The sequence below is a fragment of the Pleurocapsa sp. CCALA 161 genome, from assembly GCF_003003995.1.
Taxonomy (GTDB): domain Bacteria; phylum Cyanobacteriota; class Cyanobacteriia; order Cyanobacteriales; family Xenococcaceae; genus Waterburya.
Window position 1 is genome coordinate 1 of sequence record NZ_PVWF01000007.1, and the last position, 19,990, is coordinate 19,990.

The following is a 19,990-nucleotide window of genomic DNA, read 5'->3' on the forward strand; positions in this document are numbered from 1 at the left end:
TTAGAGCTATATTATTTGCTACTTGCGAACTATACCTTTGGTATTGATTTTTGAGCAAAATCTTCGAGTCACAATATTACTTATGACAGAAGTTGCTAGAGTAAATTTCTCATAACATGTTTAATGTAATCATAAACTAAATATCTTACTGGATGGGGGTTGTACCGTTGTGACCCATTGCCGAAAACCGAAGGAGAGCGAACTGGCAGGTTTTTAGACAGTTTAGACAGTTAAGTTGAGTTAGTTAGGTGTGGAGTTTTTATCGCTTCCTCCACTTAGTTACTACCGAGGGAAGGCGCAACCCTTCATCAAAACGGTCTTAGGTAGTAAACGTACTCTAACTCATATGATCTTACGATCAACAAATACAGATTACATCATGCTTATTCCCTTAGCCTATTCTTGCAAGTAGCCCGAGGTTCTTTTGGGCTACTTGCGCTATTCATTGATTGTTATCTATCGTCTTTAGCACCATCTAAATTAATATCTTTAACATTCCTGGCAATCCGAGAAAGTTCACTTTTCTCATTGATCGAAACACGAGATGGTGAACCACTAATAATTCCCTCATAATTACGAAAGGATTCTTTAATGTAAGGAATTTCTGGAGCATCAGAACTAATTACATATTCTCGAATTCCCTTGTCATGCCATGAACCACGCATTTTAAATACGTTCATTGCCCGTGACATTTCTCCGCGAATTTCGACATACTGCAAGAGAATAATAGTGTCGGTAATGGTGGAAATATGAGATTCCGTAATGGAATTAGCTCCCAAAAATTGATCGGTAGTGTTGGTGAAAAAGCCTGTAATTTCTTCCTGTTTGGCATAACCCGTAACTCCAATCACAAACTGACGAAAGGCATTATTGGTAACCCCTCTAGCCAAGGCAGAAAGAGAATCGATCGCAATTCGTGAGGGTTTAAAATCCGTAATCTCTGACTTAATCATTTGCAGGTGATCTTCTAAACCTGCTGATTCTGGATAGCAGCAGAGCAATTTTAATAGTCCTTTGCGCTCCATTTCCTCAAAATCTACGCCCCAGGAAGAAGCATTACGGGATAGCTGCGCTCTTGATTCTTCATAGGCAAATAATACTGCTTTTTCTCCCTGACGACAGCCTTCTTCTAAAAATTTACTGACCAATAGAGTTTTGCCTGTTCCTGTTGCCCCTGTCGCCAAGATAATCGAATCTTTAAAGAAACCTCCTCCACATAGTTTATCCAGGGTTTTGACCCCAGAAGAACGACGCACGTTAGAAGAGCGCTGAGTAAGACGCATTGCCCCTAAGGGGAAAATATTAATTCCATCATTAGTAATAGTAAAGGGATATTCTCCCTTCATGTGAGTTGTTCCTCGTAGCTTAAGAATCTCAATCGTACGACGGCGACGCTCCCCTTCTAAAACATTACGAATAATAATTACATTGTCGGAAACAAATTCTTCTACGCCAAAACGCGCGATCGCTCCATATTCTTCGACTCTTTCGGTGGTCAAAATCGAGGTGACATCTAGCTGCTTGAGCCTTGCTACCAAACGAAATATTTCGCGTCTTACCACTGAAGCAGCATCGTACTGCTGGAATACTGCTGTGACTGAGTCGATAGAAACCAGCTTGGCTTTATATTTACGGATGGCATATTGAATACGTTCAATTAGCGCAGAAAGATCAAAATTACCAACCACTTCTTGTCCTTCAGGATCGGGAGAAGCATCAAGAATAAATAGCTTACCGCAATCAATTAAATTCTGTAAGTCCCAACCAAAACTAAAGGCGTTCTCAATGATGTCTTTCGGTGATTCTTCGAAGGTAACAAAAATTCCTGGACAATCAAAAAAATCAATGCCGAGATAGAGAAACTGCACCGCCAGCAAAGTTTTTCCTGTACCTGAAGTTCCACTGACCAAAGTAGTTCGCCCAATAGGCAAACCACCATGGGTAATTTCATCAAACCCTTCAATCATCGTACGGGTCTTGCGCACTCCTTGGAAAGCAAGTTCTTCTGGCTGAGGTTGATCGGTGGAATTTGGTGCGTTCATCTAAAACAGGACTAATGATGTTCCATGTTTAAAATTAATTAATAATAACTAATTTTAAACAATATTTAATAATTAGTATAATATTTTACATGTAATCAACCATTTGATTTTACAATCTTTGTTCGCGGATTTCTTCGTAGAGTAAATCTAAACCAATTAGCACTTTTTCGCGATCGCTTAAGTCACCAATAATTTTCCGTACAGGAGGAGGCAAAACCTTTGATAAGGTGGGAGTGGCTAAAATCTTGTCTTCTTCGGCTAATTGAGGATTTTTTAACACATCAATCACTTTGAGAGCGTATACGCCCTGAAAATCTTTCTCTAAAATGTTTTTGAGCATTTTCAAAGCTTTGACTGAATTCGGAGTGTTTCCTGCTACATAGAGCTTCAGTACGTAGGTTTTTCTAAATTGATCCATAATACCTAACAATTTATCAACTATTATCCTAGAGTGATAAATTGAAAAATTTGCTTAAGAAACACTAAAATATTTTAAATAATTAATTTAGCTTAAAATTGAACACTTATTCTACTGTAAATAGCAAATTCATTGAGGCATCCGATTCAGGAATCGAGCGCCGATACATTTCGCATAGATGAGAGATGATATCAATTAAAGGTAAGCGATAGTCTAGCAGAATATCATCATTTCGCCCCTCTATTTTTAACTGGTGTGCAAAGTCATCCATCAAATCCATGTGTATTTCGAGAATTTGCGAAGTGGAAATGTCGGCAAAAAAAGCGCGATCGACAAACTCGTCGATTAATTTATTGATTTCTGTATCATGAGTAAAATAAATTAGTAATATGTGGCGATAGCTTTGACTGATTTTAGCTGCTAATTCTTTTTGCTCTAGTTTAGATAAATTAGGCCAAAATGAATCAGGATTGCGCTTGTAAAAGAAACCTAAATAACCCAGTCTTTCTTTCAACTTGTCCGTTAAACGTCGTTGCTGGGCAATTAAAGATCTTTGTACTTCTGCTTCTTGATGTGGTTTGCAAGCAGAAAGTATTTCAGTTTTACTACCAGGGGTAAGGCTAATAAATTTATTAATCGCCAGATTTATGTAAGAGTTTATTTCTTTAAGCTGTTTGGGATAAAGCTTAATCTCTGCTTGATGGTAAATGTTGCTAGTTTCTAAATCTATCATGCATGCAGCTAAATCATCAGCTTCGGTTTCCCAACTACCCGCTTCTGCTTCTATAACAATTGTCGGTAGCAAAATTTCTGCTTGCCAAAGCCGATTAATTACCAAATCGAGATGCTCATTGAAACTCAACACAAGACAGTCAATCTGCTCGTTATGATCGATCACAAAGTCAGCCAAATCTTCCATCAGATCAATACACTTCAGCTCGTAGCGATCGCCATTCAACAATTTACTAACCCAATCCTGTAGTGGCTGCTGAGTCGCAAACAAGCAGACTTGTAACTTAGTTGGTGTAGTTTCGAGCGAAACATAATTATCTTGATGGTCTAACATTGTAGAAGGCAAAGGTTAATACTTATAAACAAAAAAATTTAATTTGATGCTGAAGTCTAGCAGTAGTCATTGTAGGACAAGCGTTGCGTAAGATGCTTAGGCACGACGACGTAAAAATCAGAACGAAATAACTTTAAAATTTCATTCTTTAATAAAAATTTAACATTTAATGCTAATTTTTGCAGATTGTAATAAAACATTACCAAAGACGAATGCATTTTATTGACAAAAAACACTATTATGTTTCGTATCAACTCAATTTTTGATTAAAGCGAAGTTTAATTTTTAAGAAAATGTTGATTTAAATTAAACAGAATGCTAAATCAAGATGCCAGTTTTTTGTTACTTGAAGCTGTGACTTAAGTTTGAGAGATAAGATAATAAGTGGGAAAAATATTGTCATAAAAGCTTATTAATCATTTCAAAGCTGGCTAAATATAGAATTTTTTTAAATTTGAGCGAATCAATTAAGTTTAAATTCAAGTGAATGCTTATTTAAAGAATTGAACTTGTATTCAAATAATATAAACAATATGTTTTAAGTTTAATTACTTATGTCTAATCATTCTTGCTCTCTAAAAGAATTTATCGATCCGCTGCCGATTTGTCAACCAGATACAGATTTGGGCAATATATTGAGTATTTTTCAGCATTCAAATTGTAAAATGCTGGCAATTTCTCAGGGTAAATTAGGTTGGGGGATAATTAACTCTGAGGATTTATTATCTTTAGTTGCTGAAGTTTGGCTAGGCGGTCGCTTGAGAGTAACTAGTCATCCTCGAAATTATATGCATCAGCAAAACAAGAGCTATCGATTGATTCCAGAGGTAAAAACCTTGATCAAGCCAGCAATGGTATACCAAGCTGATACCAAACTAAACGAGTTTCTGGGTTATTTAAAATACAGCTGTTTACTCACCCAAGAGCAAGTTTGTTTAATTGTTAATCAACAAGGAGAGTTACAGGGAAGACTCAACAAAGACAAAATTATTGAATACTTAGCATCGGCATCTTGGGCAGTGGAGGATAGACAATTATCTCCAAGTCTAGATTACCTAACTACTTTGCTGGAGGCGATCGCTCTACCCAGCAAGATCGAGACACCAGAAGGGCAAGTAATTTATACTAATCGACTTTGGCAACGGTTAATGATAGAGAATCAATCAGCATCCTCTGAAGTTGAGCTAAACGAGATGACACAATGGTTGATCGATAGACAAGAAGACTCCGTAGCAGCCGATCCACAAAATAGTCGATCTAGTTCGATTCGCTTAGATGTGAGTGAAGAATTAGAATCAGACCAAGATTCTTTGAATATTGAAATTACCCAGATATCAAGCTGGAATTACTTAAATATACCTTTGATTAGCGATCGCCCTAAACAACTCCTCAAGGAGAATACTGCTGCGCGAGGTGCAACTAGTCCTTTAGGGCAGATAACTTCGTTTCCTCAAGAATTAACTGGCGCGTCTGGCGAAACAGATCCGCAGGATAGTCACCAGCAGACAGCAACAGAAAAGTCACACAATTTAGTCTTAGCCACTCCTAAGATCAAGTTTGCCTCAACGGCTAATGATTCCACATCTACTCCAGAAATATCTGTATATCAGCTTTTAGCTAACGTGAGTCATGAGCTTAAATCACCGTTAACGGGCATCATAGGTTTGATCGGCTTACTTCAAGGAGAAAAACTCGGCAATCTCAATCAGCGTCAGGCTCGCTATGCAGAATTAATTTACCGTAGTGGCAAAAAAATGATCGGGGTGGTTGATGATCTATTGCAGTTAACCGCTTTAATTACTGATCAGCCAAGAGACTTAGAATTAATTGACTTAGAATCTCTCTGTCGCCAGCTTCACCAAGAAGTTTTAACCAAAGTTCACTCAATGCAGGCAAGATTGAACTCGGCAGTTGATCTTCCTCAACTCAAGTTGAGTATTGAGCTGGGTAGTGAAATAGCGATCCCGAAGGGTACGCGGAGCGTAATCGCCAATAAATTGCTTTTATCCTCTGTACTGTCTCATTTGATGCTGGAAGCAGTGGATGGTAGCGCAACTATTAAGCCATTAAAGATTCAGGTTAAAAGCTTATCCAAACTCACGGCAGTAATGATTACTGGGGAAGCAATTTCCACCACAGCAAACCCAGGTTTAAACTTGATGATTGCCAAATGCTTATCCAAACCACTGGAAGCGAAAGTGACTCATGCTTGCTCGACGACAAGTTGCCAATTTACCTTACTGTTGCCCAAAAAGAAAATTCAACTCTCAGACGAATCTGCTGCCAACAGCACAACAAATCTAACTATTCTCTGTCTTTATCCTGATTTAGAAGTTATCGATTCTCAAGCAAGCCAGAGCTGTAGCTCAAACTTCAATCTCAAGAGTTGGTCAGATAATTATGTAGAGCAAACTGGTTATCAACATCGCATTATTGAAGCCGATAGCTTAGAACAAGCTCATAATCTAGCTCGTATTTGGCAACTTGACGCTATCATTTTAAATGGTTATCAGATTGCACAACCAAGTCTTTACTTGCGATCGCTCCAAAAATCTGAACACCTTGCTAATCTTCCTTTGATCACCCTGGATACGAAAACTACGGAAGCTGCCAACCAAATAAAAGGTCTAAATGTCTATCCTTGTTTAATTTCTGCTCAACAGTGTAATGTTGACGACTTAATCCAGGTCATTCAGATTGCGAGCAAATCTAGATAATGAGAATGAGCAATCAGCAGGGATTAGTCAGCTATGGAGGGTAAAAACTGTAATTTCTGGGCGACTGCCAATTCGCATCGGTAAATTAGTCATACCCAAACCACGATTAGTATAGGTGATAGTATCTTCAACTTGATTTAATCCTACAAAGTATTTTCGACCGCCATAGGGTAATACTAAAGGAGCGAAAAAAGGAATTCTAATCTGTCCTCCATGAGAATGACCCGATAGTTGTAGAGCAAATTTATGAGTCTTGGCACTTGTTTCAATATAATCTGGTTCATGAACTAGAAAGATCGTAGGGACTTGCTCAGGTAGATGGTCGAGAATCTTGTTTAAATTTGGTTTACCCCAATAAGGATCGTCTATTCCTGCAAAAGCTAGTTTTTTTGACCCGCGCTCGACAATATAAACCTGATTATCTAAATTATCGATTTTACTTTGCACCAGAATTCGTTTGAGCAATTTTATTTTTTCAGAATGATCGTGATTTCCCAAAACCGCTACTATGACTGTTTTTGCTTGAAGCTGACTTAACTGCTGCTGTAGCTTCTCTGCCTGAAAACGGCTATGTTTGCTCACAATATCTCCCGTAATAGCGATCGCATCAGGCTGCTGCTGGTTAACTAACTGGATAATTCTGGCAAACCGAGATTCGGGCATATATCTACCACTGTGCAGATCGCTGATTTGAACTACTTTAAATTGGTCAAATGCTGGATCTAAATGAGGAATTGTTAGTTGAATTGGCACAACTTCGATCCAATTAGGCTCTATTTTTATGCCGTAAATGTAGCAGCAAAGAAATAAAATAACGGTTATTAATGCTGATTGTTTAAGCCATCTTTTAATTTTGCGTCGAAATTGAAGATGTTTCATATTCAGCATAATCAAAATATTTAAATATTTTTGAATAAGAGAAAAAGCTCTTCTATAGTATTCTTTCTTTACAAGTTTTGAATTGTAGTAATATTACTGAGCAAACAATCATTGAGTAACTAAGCATAATTATTTGTATATTTTTTGAGAAACTTTATCGGGCGATCGCGAAAGTTCCAAATATAGCAAATACTAGAAAATGTTAGGATGTTTTGTTTAACTGATACCTACTACCTATTTGCGAAGCTTCTTGAAGCAGTCGCTATACTTGGGCAAAGCCCAAGACCGCGCGTGACCGAAGGGAATCCTTTAGGGCTTCGCTTATCCTTTAGGACTACCTTCGAGCGGCTCACCCTGATTATCTATCGCTAATTTTGTACGGCTATAGAAGAATAAGCTTTTTATGATGCATCTCTACTGAGTAATACTACAGTCTGGCAGAGGTTTAAGATCCCTTTCTCGACAGGTTTTGCCGTGACAACTACTTAAATTAATCATGCGTTTAGCATATTCTTTAATTACTTGAGGCTGAATTACATTAGCCAAGTTTTCTAGTTGATAAGGATCTTGTCTGAGGTTGTAGAGTTCTTGCTCACTAGTAGCATATTGAACATAGGTACAGTTTGAACTTCTCAGACCTTTATAGTCAGGGATTATAGGAATCGTTTGACGATTTAATTTATGCTGTAGGAAAAAAACCTGTCGCCATTGAGCAGGTATCGGTATATGGCGGCGAAGCAAGGGAACAAGAGAGCGCCCATCAATAAAATTTGGGGTGTCTGCCCCTGCCAGTTCGGCAAAAGTAGGAGCTAAATCGAGATTTCCCACAATTTGATCTCTAGTTTCCCCCATAGGAACATCTGGCCCTGTGACATATAAAGGTAAATGAATATCCTCTTCATAAGCCGTTTCTTTGTTGGGAGGCAGTCGGTGTTGCCCCAGATGATACCCGTTATCTGAGGTAAAAATAATATAGGTATTATCTAATTGACCGTTGGCTTTAAGCGTGTTTACTAGAGTCACTAATCCTTCATCTACCGCCTGTAGCGATCGCAATCTTTTTTGATAGAGTCGATCAATCCGATTTTTTTGTGCCTGGCTTAATAAAGGAAGTTCGCGGATATATTTGGGCTTATCCTCAACGTCTGCTTCATTAAAGGAGGGCGTGCGCGGAGCAAAAACATCAGGAAATAGCTCACTGTGACGTGGTGCGGGAATTGCTGGTTGGTGAGGGGCGAAATAGGCAAGATAGAGAAAAAAGGGTTGCCGATCCTTGGCTGCTTGATTGATAAACTCTTGAGCTTTACTAGTATAAACATCAGCACTGTAGTCTTCAGGGCGATCGCCATATTCAACGAAAGAGCCATTTTCATTTAAAGTATATTTGTAGCCCATATAGCCACTATCATAAATGGGACTAGACCATTCATCCCAACCCGCAGGTACATAATTTTTCGGGGCTTGGCGAGGATAACCATTAAAGTATTTGCCGATATAAGCATTACGATAGCCTTTTTGCTGTAGCCAAGTGGCTATTGTCGATTTTTCTAACCCATGGCGATAAAAATAGATAAAGCTGCCGTCGCTCTTTTTGTTGCTATAAACCCCTGTATTGTGGGCGTATTGACCACGCAGAATAGTTGCTCTAGAGGGACAGCAAAGGGAAACATTGACAAAATAGTTGTTAAAGCTAACTCCTCCATCAACCATCAACGATTTTACCTGGGGCATATAGTCAACCTCAGCATTATCAAGATCGTCCGTTAGGATCAAGACAATGTTAGGTGAATTGTTTGCCTTAGTAGCAGTTATGTCCCAAGGCATACTAGCAATGAAAATCACAATTATCAAACTGAGACTCAGACTAAGCGAATACTTAAACTTTAATAATTTGGTCAAGATTTTCGTACATGCTCCTTATTCACAAGATGATGTTCAAATAACTGAAAAAATTGCTCATTAAGAAACAATCTTCAGAAATAACTAGTCGAGTAATCAATTTTGCCGAAACATTGTAAAGAACTGGAATTTATGGGGATTAATTTTTATCATTAAAATATTAATGTTCTTCCAAACTTTTAGGTTATCTCACCGCTCTGGCAACTAGAATTCCTATGTAGAGACAAAGAAAACCTAAAATGGCACTTCCTAACCAATAAGCAATTGCCTTTAGTACCCAAAATAGTTTCATTTGCGTTTGCCAGCTAGATCCTCGCAAAAGATTCATAGCATCGAGTTCGTAACTTGAAAAAGTAGTGTAAGAGCCTAAAAAACCAACAGTAATTAATAAACCAATTTCGGGAGAAATCAACAGTGTTCTTTCTGAAATTAATGTTGTGATTAACCCCATCAAGAATGAGCCGGTTAAATTAACCAACATAGTAGCGTAGGGAAAAGCTGTACCCAGAGTTTTAGCTACCCAAATACTTAAATAGTAACGACTTAAAGCCCCTGCAATTGCCCCTAAACTAACGGCAAGTGAATTACGAATTGATGGTTTTTGAAACACTTTGAGAATTGGTATTAGCTACAATTATGAGAAAATTTATGGGCTTTAATAATTAAAATAAGCTTTAATAAGTAGCTGGGGGGAATTAAATATAAAATAACGGATTCTTATTTTTCTCCCCTATCTCCACTACTCCACTACTCCACTACCTCACCTCAGTCTTTAAATTAATCATGCCTGACTACTTATCTATTTTATAATTGTGTATTCGCCATAAAATACCCAAAGTAATTTGTTTGGTTAGCCAATAAAGTACAGTCAAAATAATAAAAGTAATAATTATTACCAGTAAAGGTTTTTTAGTAGTTAAATTGTCGATCGCCGAAACCAAGACAATATCAGGCTTAATCACAAAATCCCAACTATTGAAGCGGAGAAATCTACCTAGATAGATTCCTACAGCACACAGAGCATGAACTAGGATTTCGCTGGCTAAAACAAATTTTTTAGCACCTTGTTTTTCAAGATAACGACTTTGATTGAGCAAAGAAATTACGTAAGCTTCCCAGCCGATAAATATGGCAAATAAATGTAAGGGAATAAAAATCAAAGTAGTGACCCAAATTGAGTAACCTGCGCGAATTGCCTCAATCAAATGTATGATATCAGTCAGCAAATAAGCAGCGTTAGGCAGAAAAGCAATAAAAATAATCAACCCCACCCACCAAAGAGGAGATCGCCGAGCTGTTCTCGCCCCACGTCTGGGAAATCTAGTAAATAACCACAAGCTAAGAGCTAGAGGAATAAAAGCTAAGAATAAGTTCCAAACAATCCAGCCACTATGTTGATTAAATGCTTCAAAGGCATTGGCAAGTATGGATTTCATTTTAATCTTGGGCGAAAAAATAAATTATTCTAGTGTAATACCTTATTTAATTTTAGTAATGTTAATAACTGGTTTTGGGGACGATCAACAATCAGGAATTTTTTTAACCGATCCAGCCTAATAGATTAGGACTTACGCAGTGAAACGAAAAATCAAGTCTTGACAGGGGTAAAGGTTAAAGGACAAAGGGAAAAATAAATCCTTTAACCTTTACCCCTTAACCTTTTCCCAGTCTCAAACGAAAACTGGGTGCGTAAGTCCTATAGATGTAAAATAACCGCGATCGCTCCTCCAGCAATTACTAGCCAGACGGAGTTCATTTTAAAGCGAAATACGGCGATCGCACTGAAAATTGCCAACAATACAGTCAACCAGTCTATAAGTGCAGCGCGTCCTAAAATATAGGTAACTCCAACCATTAATCCCCAGGATGCAGCATTGATACCATCTAAAAATCCTCCAGTCCAAGGAGATTGACGTAATCGACTCACCCAAGGGTTGATTATGCCCACCAGCAAAAAAGCAGGTAAAAAAATTCCTACTGTTCCAGCGATCGCTCCTGCATTTCCTGCTAGTAAATAGCCGACAAAAGTTGCCGTAGTGAATACAGGCCCTGGTGTAATTTGTCCAATCGCCACGGCATCCAAAAGCTGTTGAGATGTGAGCCAATGATTGCGTTCCACTAAATCTTGTTGCAAAAATGCCAGTAAAACATAGCCACTGCCGTAAAGAATACTGCCAATTTTCAGAAAAAACCAAAAAACGCTGCCCCAGCCAATAATTGTCCCTTTTCCTGCTGCCAACATTCCTAAAGGAAGTAATAGTCCGTTGTTTGTCCCCCGATCATAGCGCCAGTTCTTAATTAGCATCACGGCAATGGCGATCGAGAGCAAGCATAAAATTTCGTTAAATCCAGCAAAATAGCTAGCGATCGCGACAATTCCCGCAATTCTAGTGGGATTATCTTTGGCAGCTTTTTTACCCAGTTTCCATAATGCCTGAAGCACGATCGCAATAATTACTGGTTTAATTCCGTAAAGCAACCATTCTACTTGAGGTACAGTTTGATAGCGAACATAAACTATTGCTAGTAACCAGACTAAAGCCGTTGCGGGGAGAATAAAGCAACTTCCTGCCACCAGCAAACCTGCCCAACCTGCGCGTTCGTAGCCAATATGAATTGCTAATTCTGTGGAGTTAGGGCCAGGAAGTAAGTTAGTTACCCCAATTAAATCTAGTAAATTCTCTCGACTCATCCACTGTCGCCGTTTGACCACCTCATCATCCATCATAGCGATATGTGCAGCAGGGCCGCCAAAGGCGATCGCGCCTAGGCGAAGAAACACCTGAGCGAGTTCTTTTAATCGTTGATTTTGTTGATGACGACTCATTATGGGTTACACAGAGAGTTAATTTTTTCCCATAAAATTACTCTATTTCAGCCATCATTTTTTTTCAAGACGATCATCGGATACTGAAAATACTGAACAAAGAAATTAGGAAACTTTTCCTCAAGATTGTATAAAAGAGTAAACATTTTTTCCCCCAGTTTATTATTGGGAATTAAAATTTTTTGGTGATGGGAGTAAAAAGAACGCCAGGGAAATATCTTAACTTCAGCTTCATCCTCAAAGCGATTCCACCAGCTAATTGGATGAGTAAAGCCATATAGTTCTTCTTCTTTAATAGTGGTATTACTTAACTTTTTCCAGATTCGCTTCAGTTGACGCAAGGGGGACACAAAATACTCAATTAAAGTGTGGGGATTTCTATAGACAATAATTATTGGTTGACCTGGTTTGGTGACCGCAATTAGCTTTCTGACCGCTTCTTCTTGCTTTTGTTTGTCTATATGATAGATGGTGTGAAGACTAATAGCACAATCAAATAGGTTCTCTGCTAATTCAAGCTCAAAAAAGCTACCGTGTAAAAATACCCCGCGATCGCCAATTTTTCGTTCTGCATCAGCTAAAGCTTGCGCTGATAAATCTACACAATATCTTTGCTGGAAATTTTGCGAATAATCTAAATATTCTTGATAGGGAATAGGTCCAGATGCCATATCCAGCATCTTATCTCCTTGAGGAGGAATGTGCCTTGCTACTCTTAGTCGGCATTTGTCGTTATATTCTTGAGCTAGTTCGCGCAGATCTTCATATCTTTTGGTGTCTTCGTATATATCTCCTTCTGATTGCCAACCAACCGTGTTGTAAAAATCAGATATGTTCTTTTCGGCACTATTCATGACCAAACCTACACTTTTAACTGAGAAATTTAGTAATTTATTATAGGTTATGTGTCAACCTTGAAGAGTCCTTGACACTCTTCAAGACATAAACTGTATTAAATTTGAAGTACAAAAAGGGTTTAGATGACGTTATTAGTACTTTAGTTAGATTCACTTGGCAGGGCTAACAGATATGTTGCTATAAACGTATAAACAAAGCAGCTTGAAATATTTACTGGTAATTATGAGTGAACAACAAGATCATCAAACATTTGAAGAAGACGGTACTCGTCCAATTGCTAGTGGAGAGATTGAAATAGCCGAGACGTTCGAAGAAGATGGAGTTCGTCCGATCGCCCAAAGCCCAGATTTCTTGCTCACCAACAGCCAAAATGAGGAAGCGCTTTCCACACCTAATAGTAGTTTAGATGCAGATGGAGTAATTGAAGTAGATGGAAAACGCCCTGTTGATAATAGTGAGGTTAAGGTTGTCGATACTTTTGAAGCAGATGGCACTCGTCCCATTATGGCTAATAAATATCAGATAGTTGATACTTTAGATATTGACGGAAATCGTCCTATCACCTCTGAATCAAATTTAAATACATAAACCCAAAGCGATCGCTTCTTAAAAAGGGCGATCGCATAAGTATACCAATTTCTCAAAGTAGCTGGAAAGATCAAAAATATTCTGAGAGCCAATGAACAGGCTTAAATATCCATCTTCACCATTGAAATAGCAGCAGATAGTACTCATGAGTTTATTATCTAACTTGAAGTTAATGAGTCAATACAATCAATGGATGAATCAGAAGATCTATCAAGCTGCTCAACAATTGGGTGACAATAAAATTAAACAAGATCAAGGGACATTTTTTGGCTCGCTCTTTGGTACGCTCAATCATATTTATGTAGCGGATATTATTTGGTTAAGACGATTTGCACAACATCCCCAAAAGTATCCAAGTCTTAATCCATTACCAGAATTATCTAGCTATACAGCGCTAAACCAAACTGTAGCTAATAATCTAGAAACGCTAAATCAATTAAGACAAGAGTTAGACAATATTATTATTAATTGGTGTGAAGAAATAAATTCTCAAGATTTAGAAGATGACCTTTCATACACCGATACTAAAGGTAATTCTTACCAAAAAAACTTTGGTCAATTAATACATCATTTTTTCAATCATCAAACCCACCATCGCGGACAAGCTTCTACATTAATTAGCCAGCAAGGATTAGATCTGGGCGTGACAGACTTATTGAAGATTATTCCTGAGCAATAAGACTTTTAAGTAAGTGCAATCCTAACTTAGGAGATCAGCAAAAATACTTAGTCGCTTTTTTTTCCTCTTTTCTGCCCTCAAAAACTAATAGAAATCTTATTTAGCAGTAGGCTGAAACTTAATGATTTTGGTTAAAGTACTTTAATATATTTTAAAATAAAAAAAGTTATAGCTATTTATTAAACCTATATCTTGATAATGTTTTATTTGAATAAAATAAACAAAAAGACGCTAATTGCTCTAATCACTGGATTTGCCATAGCTGTTAGTACAAATAACTTAGTTTATGCTCAAAGCCCAGGATTTAAAAATATCAGTAGTCAGGCATTAGATAAGACTGCCCAATTCACCATTGCTCAGGTATATCAACAATTAAATTTTGATAACAACTACTATCAAAATTTATCTGAGGCAGATAACTTTTATCGCCAAGGCAATCTTAATCAAGCAAAAGAAATTCAACAGCGCGTCAAGCCTGCATTTAATTCAACAGAAACTTTTCCTTCTGCCTTTGATGACGCGGGCAAGCTAGATGCTAGAGGACAACAATCTTGGCAAAATATTAATACTGCTATAAAAAATGACCCAGAATTACCAGAGCAAGTGACAGCCCAAATTTTTGAGCCATTACAAAGTTTGATTAAAGACAATCCTGGTTTTATTCCTGGTCATATCTTACTTGCAGATACTCACGATTTATATGGCGAAGAGGAACCCGCTTTAGAAGTAATTGAAAAAGCTTCAGAAATGTATCCTGCTAGAGAAGATGTTTTAGATACCAAGATTGATTTGTTATTACTTTATGATCAACCCTTAGAAGCTTCTATTGCAGCGCGAGAATTTGCTTTTAATAATCCTAATCATCCCAACAGTAAAGCTTATCAAGAAGCAGCCAATCAGTATTTTGCTCAGTACAAAAAAAAGCTCAACAGTAAAGTTACTACTTCTGGGATTCTCGGTACTATTGGTCAGGTAGCTACAGGAAACGAATTTGGTGCGTTAGAAATTGGTCAGGTTTTATTGGCAGGAGAAAAAGCAGCAGGACAGTCTTTTGCTCAGAATATTAAGGCTCAATCCCAGATGGTCAATAATAACGAACAACTCAAATATATTAATGATGTTGGGCAAAAATTAGCCAAATTAATGGGTCGAGATGAATTTGATTATGAATTCAATATTATTGAAGACCCCACTCCTAACGCTTTTGCTCTGCCAGGAGGCAAGATATTTTTTCATACAGGAATGCTAGAGTTAATGGATTCTGAGGCGGAATTAGCAGGGGTGTTAGCCCATGAAATAGCTCACTCTGTTTTGTCTCATAGCTATAAGCAGATTGGGGAGAGTGCTTTAACTGGTACAGCTGCTAATTTAATCTCCAGTGTGTTGGGCAACGAGGCAGGTGCAGTGTCTAATGTGGGAGGATTACTTTTAAGTCAGAAATTTAGTCGCGATAAAGAAAAACAGTCCGATATTTTGGGTTTGAGAGTATTAGACGCTGCGGGATATTCAGCCGATGGCTTATATAACGTGATGGCAAAACTCAAGAAAGTATCTGGTGGTGGAGCAACTTTATTGTCCAGTCACCCTGCTTCAGAAGAAAGAATGCGTTATTTAGAAGAGTTGATTCAGACTAATGGTTATAACCGCTATGGTTATGAAGGTGTAGATGCTTATCGCCAGGTATTTCCTCGGTAGGATCTAGGATCTACTATCTAGTTAACCATAACTCAGAGAAACTAAGAGAGGGCGAACAGCAGTTCGCCCCCTCAGAAAATCCTATCCAGATTCAGCTTGACGAATTAAATATTGTTCTCGATTAAATTCTTTTTGTTCCTCAGTTAAGATGCTGTAATTATCAATTGGTGGACGCATATCCCATTGAGTCTCTGCAAACATCAATAAGTTGGCGCTCATTAATAAACCAGTGGCGAGAAATTGCCAGCCTAGACAAAAAGGTAAGATAGCTATTCCCAGAATATGAAATAATCCTGACACAATAAAGGCACGCGATCGCAATCCAATTCCTGTGCAAAAATAACCCATGGCGCTCAAACCTAGCCATAAATGACATAGGTGCATCAAAACTGTCCCAGAACCACAGTAAATGCCAAAATTGGTAATAGCTACACCACCAAGCATCAGGATTATCCAGGCGTATAGAACCCAGCGCAACCGTTCAACTTTGACCCAAAAATGGGTGAGCATAGTCATGCCTGCCGTACCAACTACGGTTAATATAGACCAAAAAGTAGCTTGTGTTACCCAGTCAATCGGCGCAAACTGAGCTGTGAAAAAGATAACTGCGGTGATTAAGCCCCAAACCATAAAAACCTGGTCAATTCTCGTATAAATATTCTGAAATAAAGTCTTATTGCTAATCTGCAATCTTAGTTTTAGTAGTCCTTGACGATCCTGAAAATCTAATGCGTGCTGTTTACGACGGATAATTGGCTTGGCAGAGTTAAACAATGGCATCTAAATTGTAAATTTATGTGGAAGTGAATTGTCTGGCTTTAGTTTGATTCACCTTATTTTCATAATTATATATATATCTAAGGATAGATAACTTATGGTAAATTCGATTGTATATACACAGAGCAAGCTAGGACTATCTTTCTTCAGAAGCGATCGCTTTTTCGCTGGGGATCTTGATTGCTTTCATTGCTTTTGATAGAGGATTTAAGCGGTAAACAAAGAATAGATTGTAAACAATAATCATGTTTAACTTTCATTCGCAGTTTCAAAAGAAATCCCCATGCAACTCAAACCAATTTCCCAACAAGTAGTCGCAATCATTGGAGCTTCTAGTGGTATTGGACGTGAAACAGCAATACAGTTTGCCAGTAAGGGAGCTAAGGTAGTCGTCTCCGCCCGAAATCAACTAGGATTAAATTCTTTAGTGACAGAAATACAGGCTTTTGGCGGCGAGGCTACAGCCATTACGGGTGATGTAGCAGACTTTGAACGAGTACAAGCGATCGCTGATTATACCGTCGAGCAGTATGGCAGGTTGGATACTTGGGTACATTGCGCTGCTAGTGGAATTCTCGCTCCTTTTGCCGAAATTACTCCAGAAGAATTTAAGCGAGTTATTGATGTTACTTTAATGGGACAGGTGTATGGAGCAATGGCAGCACTACCCTATCTCAAGCAATCAGGCAGAGGCGCCATGATTCATATTTCTTCAATGGAAGGGAGACGAGCCTTGCCCCTCCAAAGCCCCTACTCTACAGCCAAACATGGTTTAGAAGGCTTTCTAGAATCCTTGCGGGTAGAACTACAACACGATCAAATACCAATTAGCGTTACTAGTATTAAACCAGCAGTAATTAATACTCCTTTTTACAACCACGTACTAACTAAGTTGGGAGTAAAACCGACAGGATTACCTCCTTACTATTCGCCCAAGCTAGTAGCCCAAGCTATTCTGCACACAGCCGAACATCCTACCCGCGATTTTATCGTTGGTGATGTGGGCAGGATCTTAGATCTTTGCCAAAAGCTTTCACCAGAATTGATGGATGCTATATTGGTTGCTATTGGCTTTTCGGGACAGCGTACCTCAGAACCCAAATCGGCTCATGGTCAAAATAATTTATATGAACCTATGGATGGTTATACTCAAGTTGAAGGAGATTTTCAGAATTTAACCATTCCCAGTCTTTCCGACTGGCTCGTTAAAAAACTCACTTTTAAGTAAGACTTTAATCAAATTGAGGATGATATACTTCTCGAAAGAAGCGTTGATGTTTGGGTGCTAGCTGCTCAATAACTTCTGGTTTGAAGTCTGGCTTATGATGACGTACATTGATATGATTGTAGGCACAGAAAATTGCCACCCGAGGTGATTGAGAATTTTGCCAAAAATCGGCAGAATGGCGCACTGCTTCGGAAAAAATGATTAAAGACCCCGCAGGACAACCATAGCTCTCCCATAATCCTGAATTTCGGGCATCTATACTCTTAACAGGATTGGTGCGTATATTATAGTTGGCTTTATGGCTACCAGGAATAAAACAGGTGCCGCCTTTATTTTCTAAAACTTCATTCAATTCCCAAACCACTCGCACCATACCTGCATAAATCCGTCCATCATGGAAATTGTAGGCATAGTTAGGATTGGTAGTACGTCCCCCCGCATGAGGTCGCCATTCCCCTTCCCCTTGCTGGCGATAGCTCAAAAAAACATTTTCTAAGCGAATTTTTTCGGGATCTGGGTCAATGACGTTTAGTAACACATTCATGACTTCCCGATGATCGATTAGTTGAGCAAAAGGCCCTCCTGGCAAATAACGCTCATGAGGAGATAGGGATTGAGGGTTATTTTTTTGGCGCAGTGTAAACTCTCTAATAACCTCTATTTCATTTTGACTAAGTACGGCGGGTTTAACCAGGTAACCCTTAAGATCGAAAACAACGCGGTCATGATCAGACATATTTACTCTAGAAAAACCGAAACGATGAGAAATTAATTTTGTTGTTTTGAGAACAGCTTTTTTGGATTTAATTTTAAAGTCTTGAAGTTGCATAAATGGCTTATGTTGCTGAACGGCATTATTCAATGCCTTTTCACTCTAGATTCAAAAGTTGGAAAATTTAGCATTACTTTTCTATGACATAGTAATTTTTCTTGGCAATGACTAAGGAGTAAGATACGGCTACATAGATTGCCCAAAAAGAACTATTCATCGTGGTTATAGTACCCTCGGTCAAATTAGAAAGCAAAATATAAGTCAAAAGTAACAAAGGCCAAAACCCTTCTGGAGTATTACTTTTTCTCAGTAATGCTAAAGACTGTCTGCTAGTGATTAAAAAACCTGCCAGGAAAACACTTAAACCAATCAAGCCGATGGAAAGCCAAATGTCTAGAAATCCGTTGTGAGCATAAATTACAGCTATTCTCATTGCCAACTGCACGTAGCCTGAAGGTCCTTCATAACCATTCCAAAAAGCAGCTAGTCCATAACCTAACCAAGGTCGCAATTGAATCTGATCCCAAACATATCCCCAAATATCTGTTCTGCCTGATAAAGTTGAGTCTTTGCCGAGTGAACTAAAGAAAGAATCGGCACCAATATATCCAGCAACCCAAATAAGGGCAATAATACCTATGATAGTGACGGCTAATATTGCTGAAAGCATAACTTCGTATCGCCATCTAAAAATACGATAGATGATGCATAACATTAGCATTACTAAAAAAGTAGCCAAGGCAGTTGTCGATTGAGACATCACCATAGATCCACAGCCAAGAGCCAATAATCCCCAATAAATCCAACTGAGCTTTTCCCCTCGAATCGCATTTAAGAAAAAAACCACACTGCCAAGAGCCATAAAAGCTCCAAATTGATTTTTGTGAGTAAATACACCTCTTAAAGCACCTTCATGAACTCCAGCCATCAATCCATATTGAGGTATAGCAACTACCAGCAAAAGACTGAGAATTAATAATAATCCATAAGTCCAGCCCAGCAAACTTAGTTGTTGGCGGAGAGTATAGCGAATTGCCAAATATAGTCCAAAACTAGTAGTTCCCAGGGCATAAAGAGCAAATCTTAAGGTTTGATCTGGATTTACCGACCAAAAATAAGAAAAACAAATAACTCCCATCAGAATCCAAATCAATTTGTTCCGCGAAAGCACTGACAAAGTCCTTTTCCATCTAACTGTGAGCAACAACCAAGTTGTCAGATAAATTAAAATTGAGATTTTGGCATTAATGGATAAATCGAAGGTACTAATATCCACACCGTCTCCCTCATTGACTCCTTTGGTTAGAATCAAGGGCGTGATAGCATTTGAAATATGAATTAAAGAAAATATTGAAAAAAGTGCTTCAAAGATTCTGAGGGCGTTGCTTTGGCTTTTTGCTGGTAGATATACACTACTCATAAAAATCAAGATCAAATAAATTTAATTGCTGTTGAAGATAAATAATTAAGCTCAAAAAATCTACCTAAGTTTTTTTACTATTTTACTAAAGGTACAATAAGTTCTGGCTATTTTATACCTTCAAC

17 protein-coding genes are annotated in these 19,990 nt (G+C 38.2%); 5 read left to right on the forward strand and 12 right to left on the reverse strand.

The window, feature by feature from the left end:
* Positions 1-452 precede the first annotated feature (452 nt).
* From kaiC to C7B62_RS03055, 3 genes are all read right to left on the reverse strand, one after another.
* Positions 453-2,042, reverse strand: coding sequence for a circadian clock protein KaiC (gene kaiC, locus C7B62_RS03045; RefSeq protein ID WP_106233140.1), 1,590 nt, complete (start codon positions 2,040-2,042; stop codon positions 453-455).
* Positions 2,043-2,151: 109 nt separating this feature from the next.
* Complete coding sequence (gene kaiB / locus C7B62_RS03050; RefSeq protein ID WP_106233141.1) at positions 2,152-2,460, reverse strand: circadian clock protein KaiB; 309 nt, start codon at positions 2,458-2,460, stop codon at positions 2,152-2,154.
* A gap of 106 nt (positions 2,461-2,566) precedes the next feature.
* Positions 2,567-3,526: a circadian clock protein KaiA gene (locus C7B62_RS03055; protein WP_106233142.1), complete on the reverse strand. Its 960-nt coding sequence runs from the start codon at positions 3,524-3,526 to the stop codon at positions 2,567-2,569.
* 554 nt (positions 3,527-4,080) lie between these two features.
* Between C7B62_RS03055 and C7B62_RS03060 the strand changes: the two genes are divergently transcribed.
* On the forward strand, positions 4,081-6,243 hold the full coding sequence (locus C7B62_RS03060; RefSeq protein ID WP_106233143.1) for a histidine kinase dimerization/phospho-acceptor domain-containing protein: 2,163 nt from the start codon (positions 4,081-4,083) through the stop codon (positions 6,241-6,243).
* Positions 6,244-6,270: 27 nt separating this feature from the next.
* Here the strand turns inward: C7B62_RS03060 and C7B62_RS03065 are convergent, their stop codons facing one another.
* From C7B62_RS03065 to C7B62_RS03090, 6 genes are all read right to left on the reverse strand, one after another.
* Entirely contained in the window at positions 6,271-7,122 is an 852-nt protein-coding gene (locus tag C7B62_RS03065; protein WP_158260617.1) for a metallophosphoesterase, read from the reverse strand.
* Between the two features lie 414 nt (positions 7,123-7,536).
* A complete protein-coding gene (locus C7B62_RS03070; RefSeq protein ID WP_199194040.1) occupies positions 7,537-8,964 on the reverse strand; it encodes a sulfatase in 1,428 nt (475 codons plus the stop codon).
* A gap of 241 nt (positions 8,965-9,205) precedes the next feature.
* A complete protein-coding gene (gene crcB / locus C7B62_RS03075; protein ID WP_199194041.1) occupies positions 9,206-9,631 on the reverse strand; it encodes a fluoride efflux transporter CrcB in 426 nt (141 codons plus the stop codon).
* 181 nt (positions 9,632-9,812) lie between these two features.
* The gene (locus C7B62_RS03080; RefSeq protein ID WP_106233147.1) at positions 9,813-10,457 is read right to left on the reverse strand and encodes a DUF1361 domain-containing protein; all 645 of its coding nucleotides are present in this window, start codon (positions 10,455-10,457) and stop codon (positions 9,813-9,815) included.
* A 260-nt stretch (positions 10,458-10,717) separates the two neighbouring features.
* On the reverse strand, positions 10,718-11,848 hold the full coding sequence (locus C7B62_RS03085; RefSeq protein WP_106233148.1) for a chromate transporter: 1,131 nt from the start codon (positions 11,846-11,848) through the stop codon (positions 10,718-10,720).
* A gap of 47 nt (positions 11,849-11,895) precedes the next feature.
* Positions 11,896-12,702: a class I SAM-dependent methyltransferase gene (locus C7B62_RS03090; RefSeq protein WP_106233149.1), complete on the reverse strand. Its 807-nt coding sequence runs from the start codon at positions 12,700-12,702 to the stop codon at positions 11,896-11,898.
* Between the two features lie 226 nt (positions 12,703-12,928).
* Here C7B62_RS03090 and C7B62_RS03095 point away from each other — a divergent pair, with 226 nt between their 5' ends.
* The 3 genes from C7B62_RS03095 (at position 12,929) to C7B62_RS03105 (ending at position 15,668) form a co-directional block, all read left to right on the forward strand.
* A complete protein-coding gene (locus C7B62_RS03095) occupies positions 12,929-13,294 on the forward strand; it encodes a hypothetical protein (protein WP_106233150.1) in 366 nt (121 codons plus the stop codon).
* A 145-nt stretch (positions 13,295-13,439) separates the two neighbouring features.
* Positions 13,440-13,973: a DinB family protein gene (locus C7B62_RS03100; RefSeq protein ID WP_106233151.1), complete on the forward strand. Its 534-nt coding sequence runs from the start codon at positions 13,440-13,442 to the stop codon at positions 13,971-13,973.
* Positions 13,974-14,180: 207 nt separating this feature from the next.
* A complete protein-coding gene (locus C7B62_RS03105) occupies positions 14,181-15,668 on the forward strand; it encodes a M48 family metallopeptidase (RefSeq protein WP_158260618.1) in 1,488 nt (495 codons plus the stop codon).
* Between the two features lie 81 nt (positions 15,669-15,749).
* On the opposite strand, the gene C7B62_RS03110 is transcribed toward C7B62_RS03105, so the two are convergent.
* Positions 15,750-16,448 carry a hypothetical protein gene (locus C7B62_RS03110; protein WP_106233153.1) on the reverse strand — a complete coding sequence of 233 codons (699 nt, stop codon included), beginning with the start codon at positions 16,446-16,448 and terminating at the stop codon, positions 15,750-15,752.
* 280 nt (positions 16,449-16,728) lie between these two features.
* Here C7B62_RS03110 and C7B62_RS03115 point away from each other — a divergent pair, with 280 nt between their 5' ends.
* A complete protein-coding gene (locus tag C7B62_RS03115; RefSeq protein WP_106233154.1) occupies positions 16,729-17,673 on the forward strand; it encodes an SDR family oxidoreductase in 945 nt (314 codons plus the stop codon).
* Positions 17,674-17,677: 4 nt separating this feature from the next.
* Here C7B62_RS03115 and C7B62_RS03120 read toward each other — a convergent pair whose 3' ends face one another.
* Both C7B62_RS03120 and C7B62_RS03125 read right to left on the reverse strand, forming a co-directional pair.
* Positions 17,678-18,409 (reverse strand): phytanoyl-CoA dioxygenase family protein, encoded by a 732-nt coding sequence (locus tag C7B62_RS03120; protein ID WP_233219788.1) that lies wholly within the window; start codon positions 18,407-18,409, stop codon positions 17,678-17,680.
* Positions 18,410-18,575: 166 nt separating this feature from the next.
* The gene (locus tag C7B62_RS03125; protein ID WP_106233156.1) at positions 18,576-19,865 is read right to left on the reverse strand and encodes an O-antigen ligase; all 1,290 of its coding nucleotides are present in this window, start codon (positions 19,863-19,865) and stop codon (positions 18,576-18,578) included.
* Positions 19,866-19,990 lie beyond the last annotated feature (125 nt).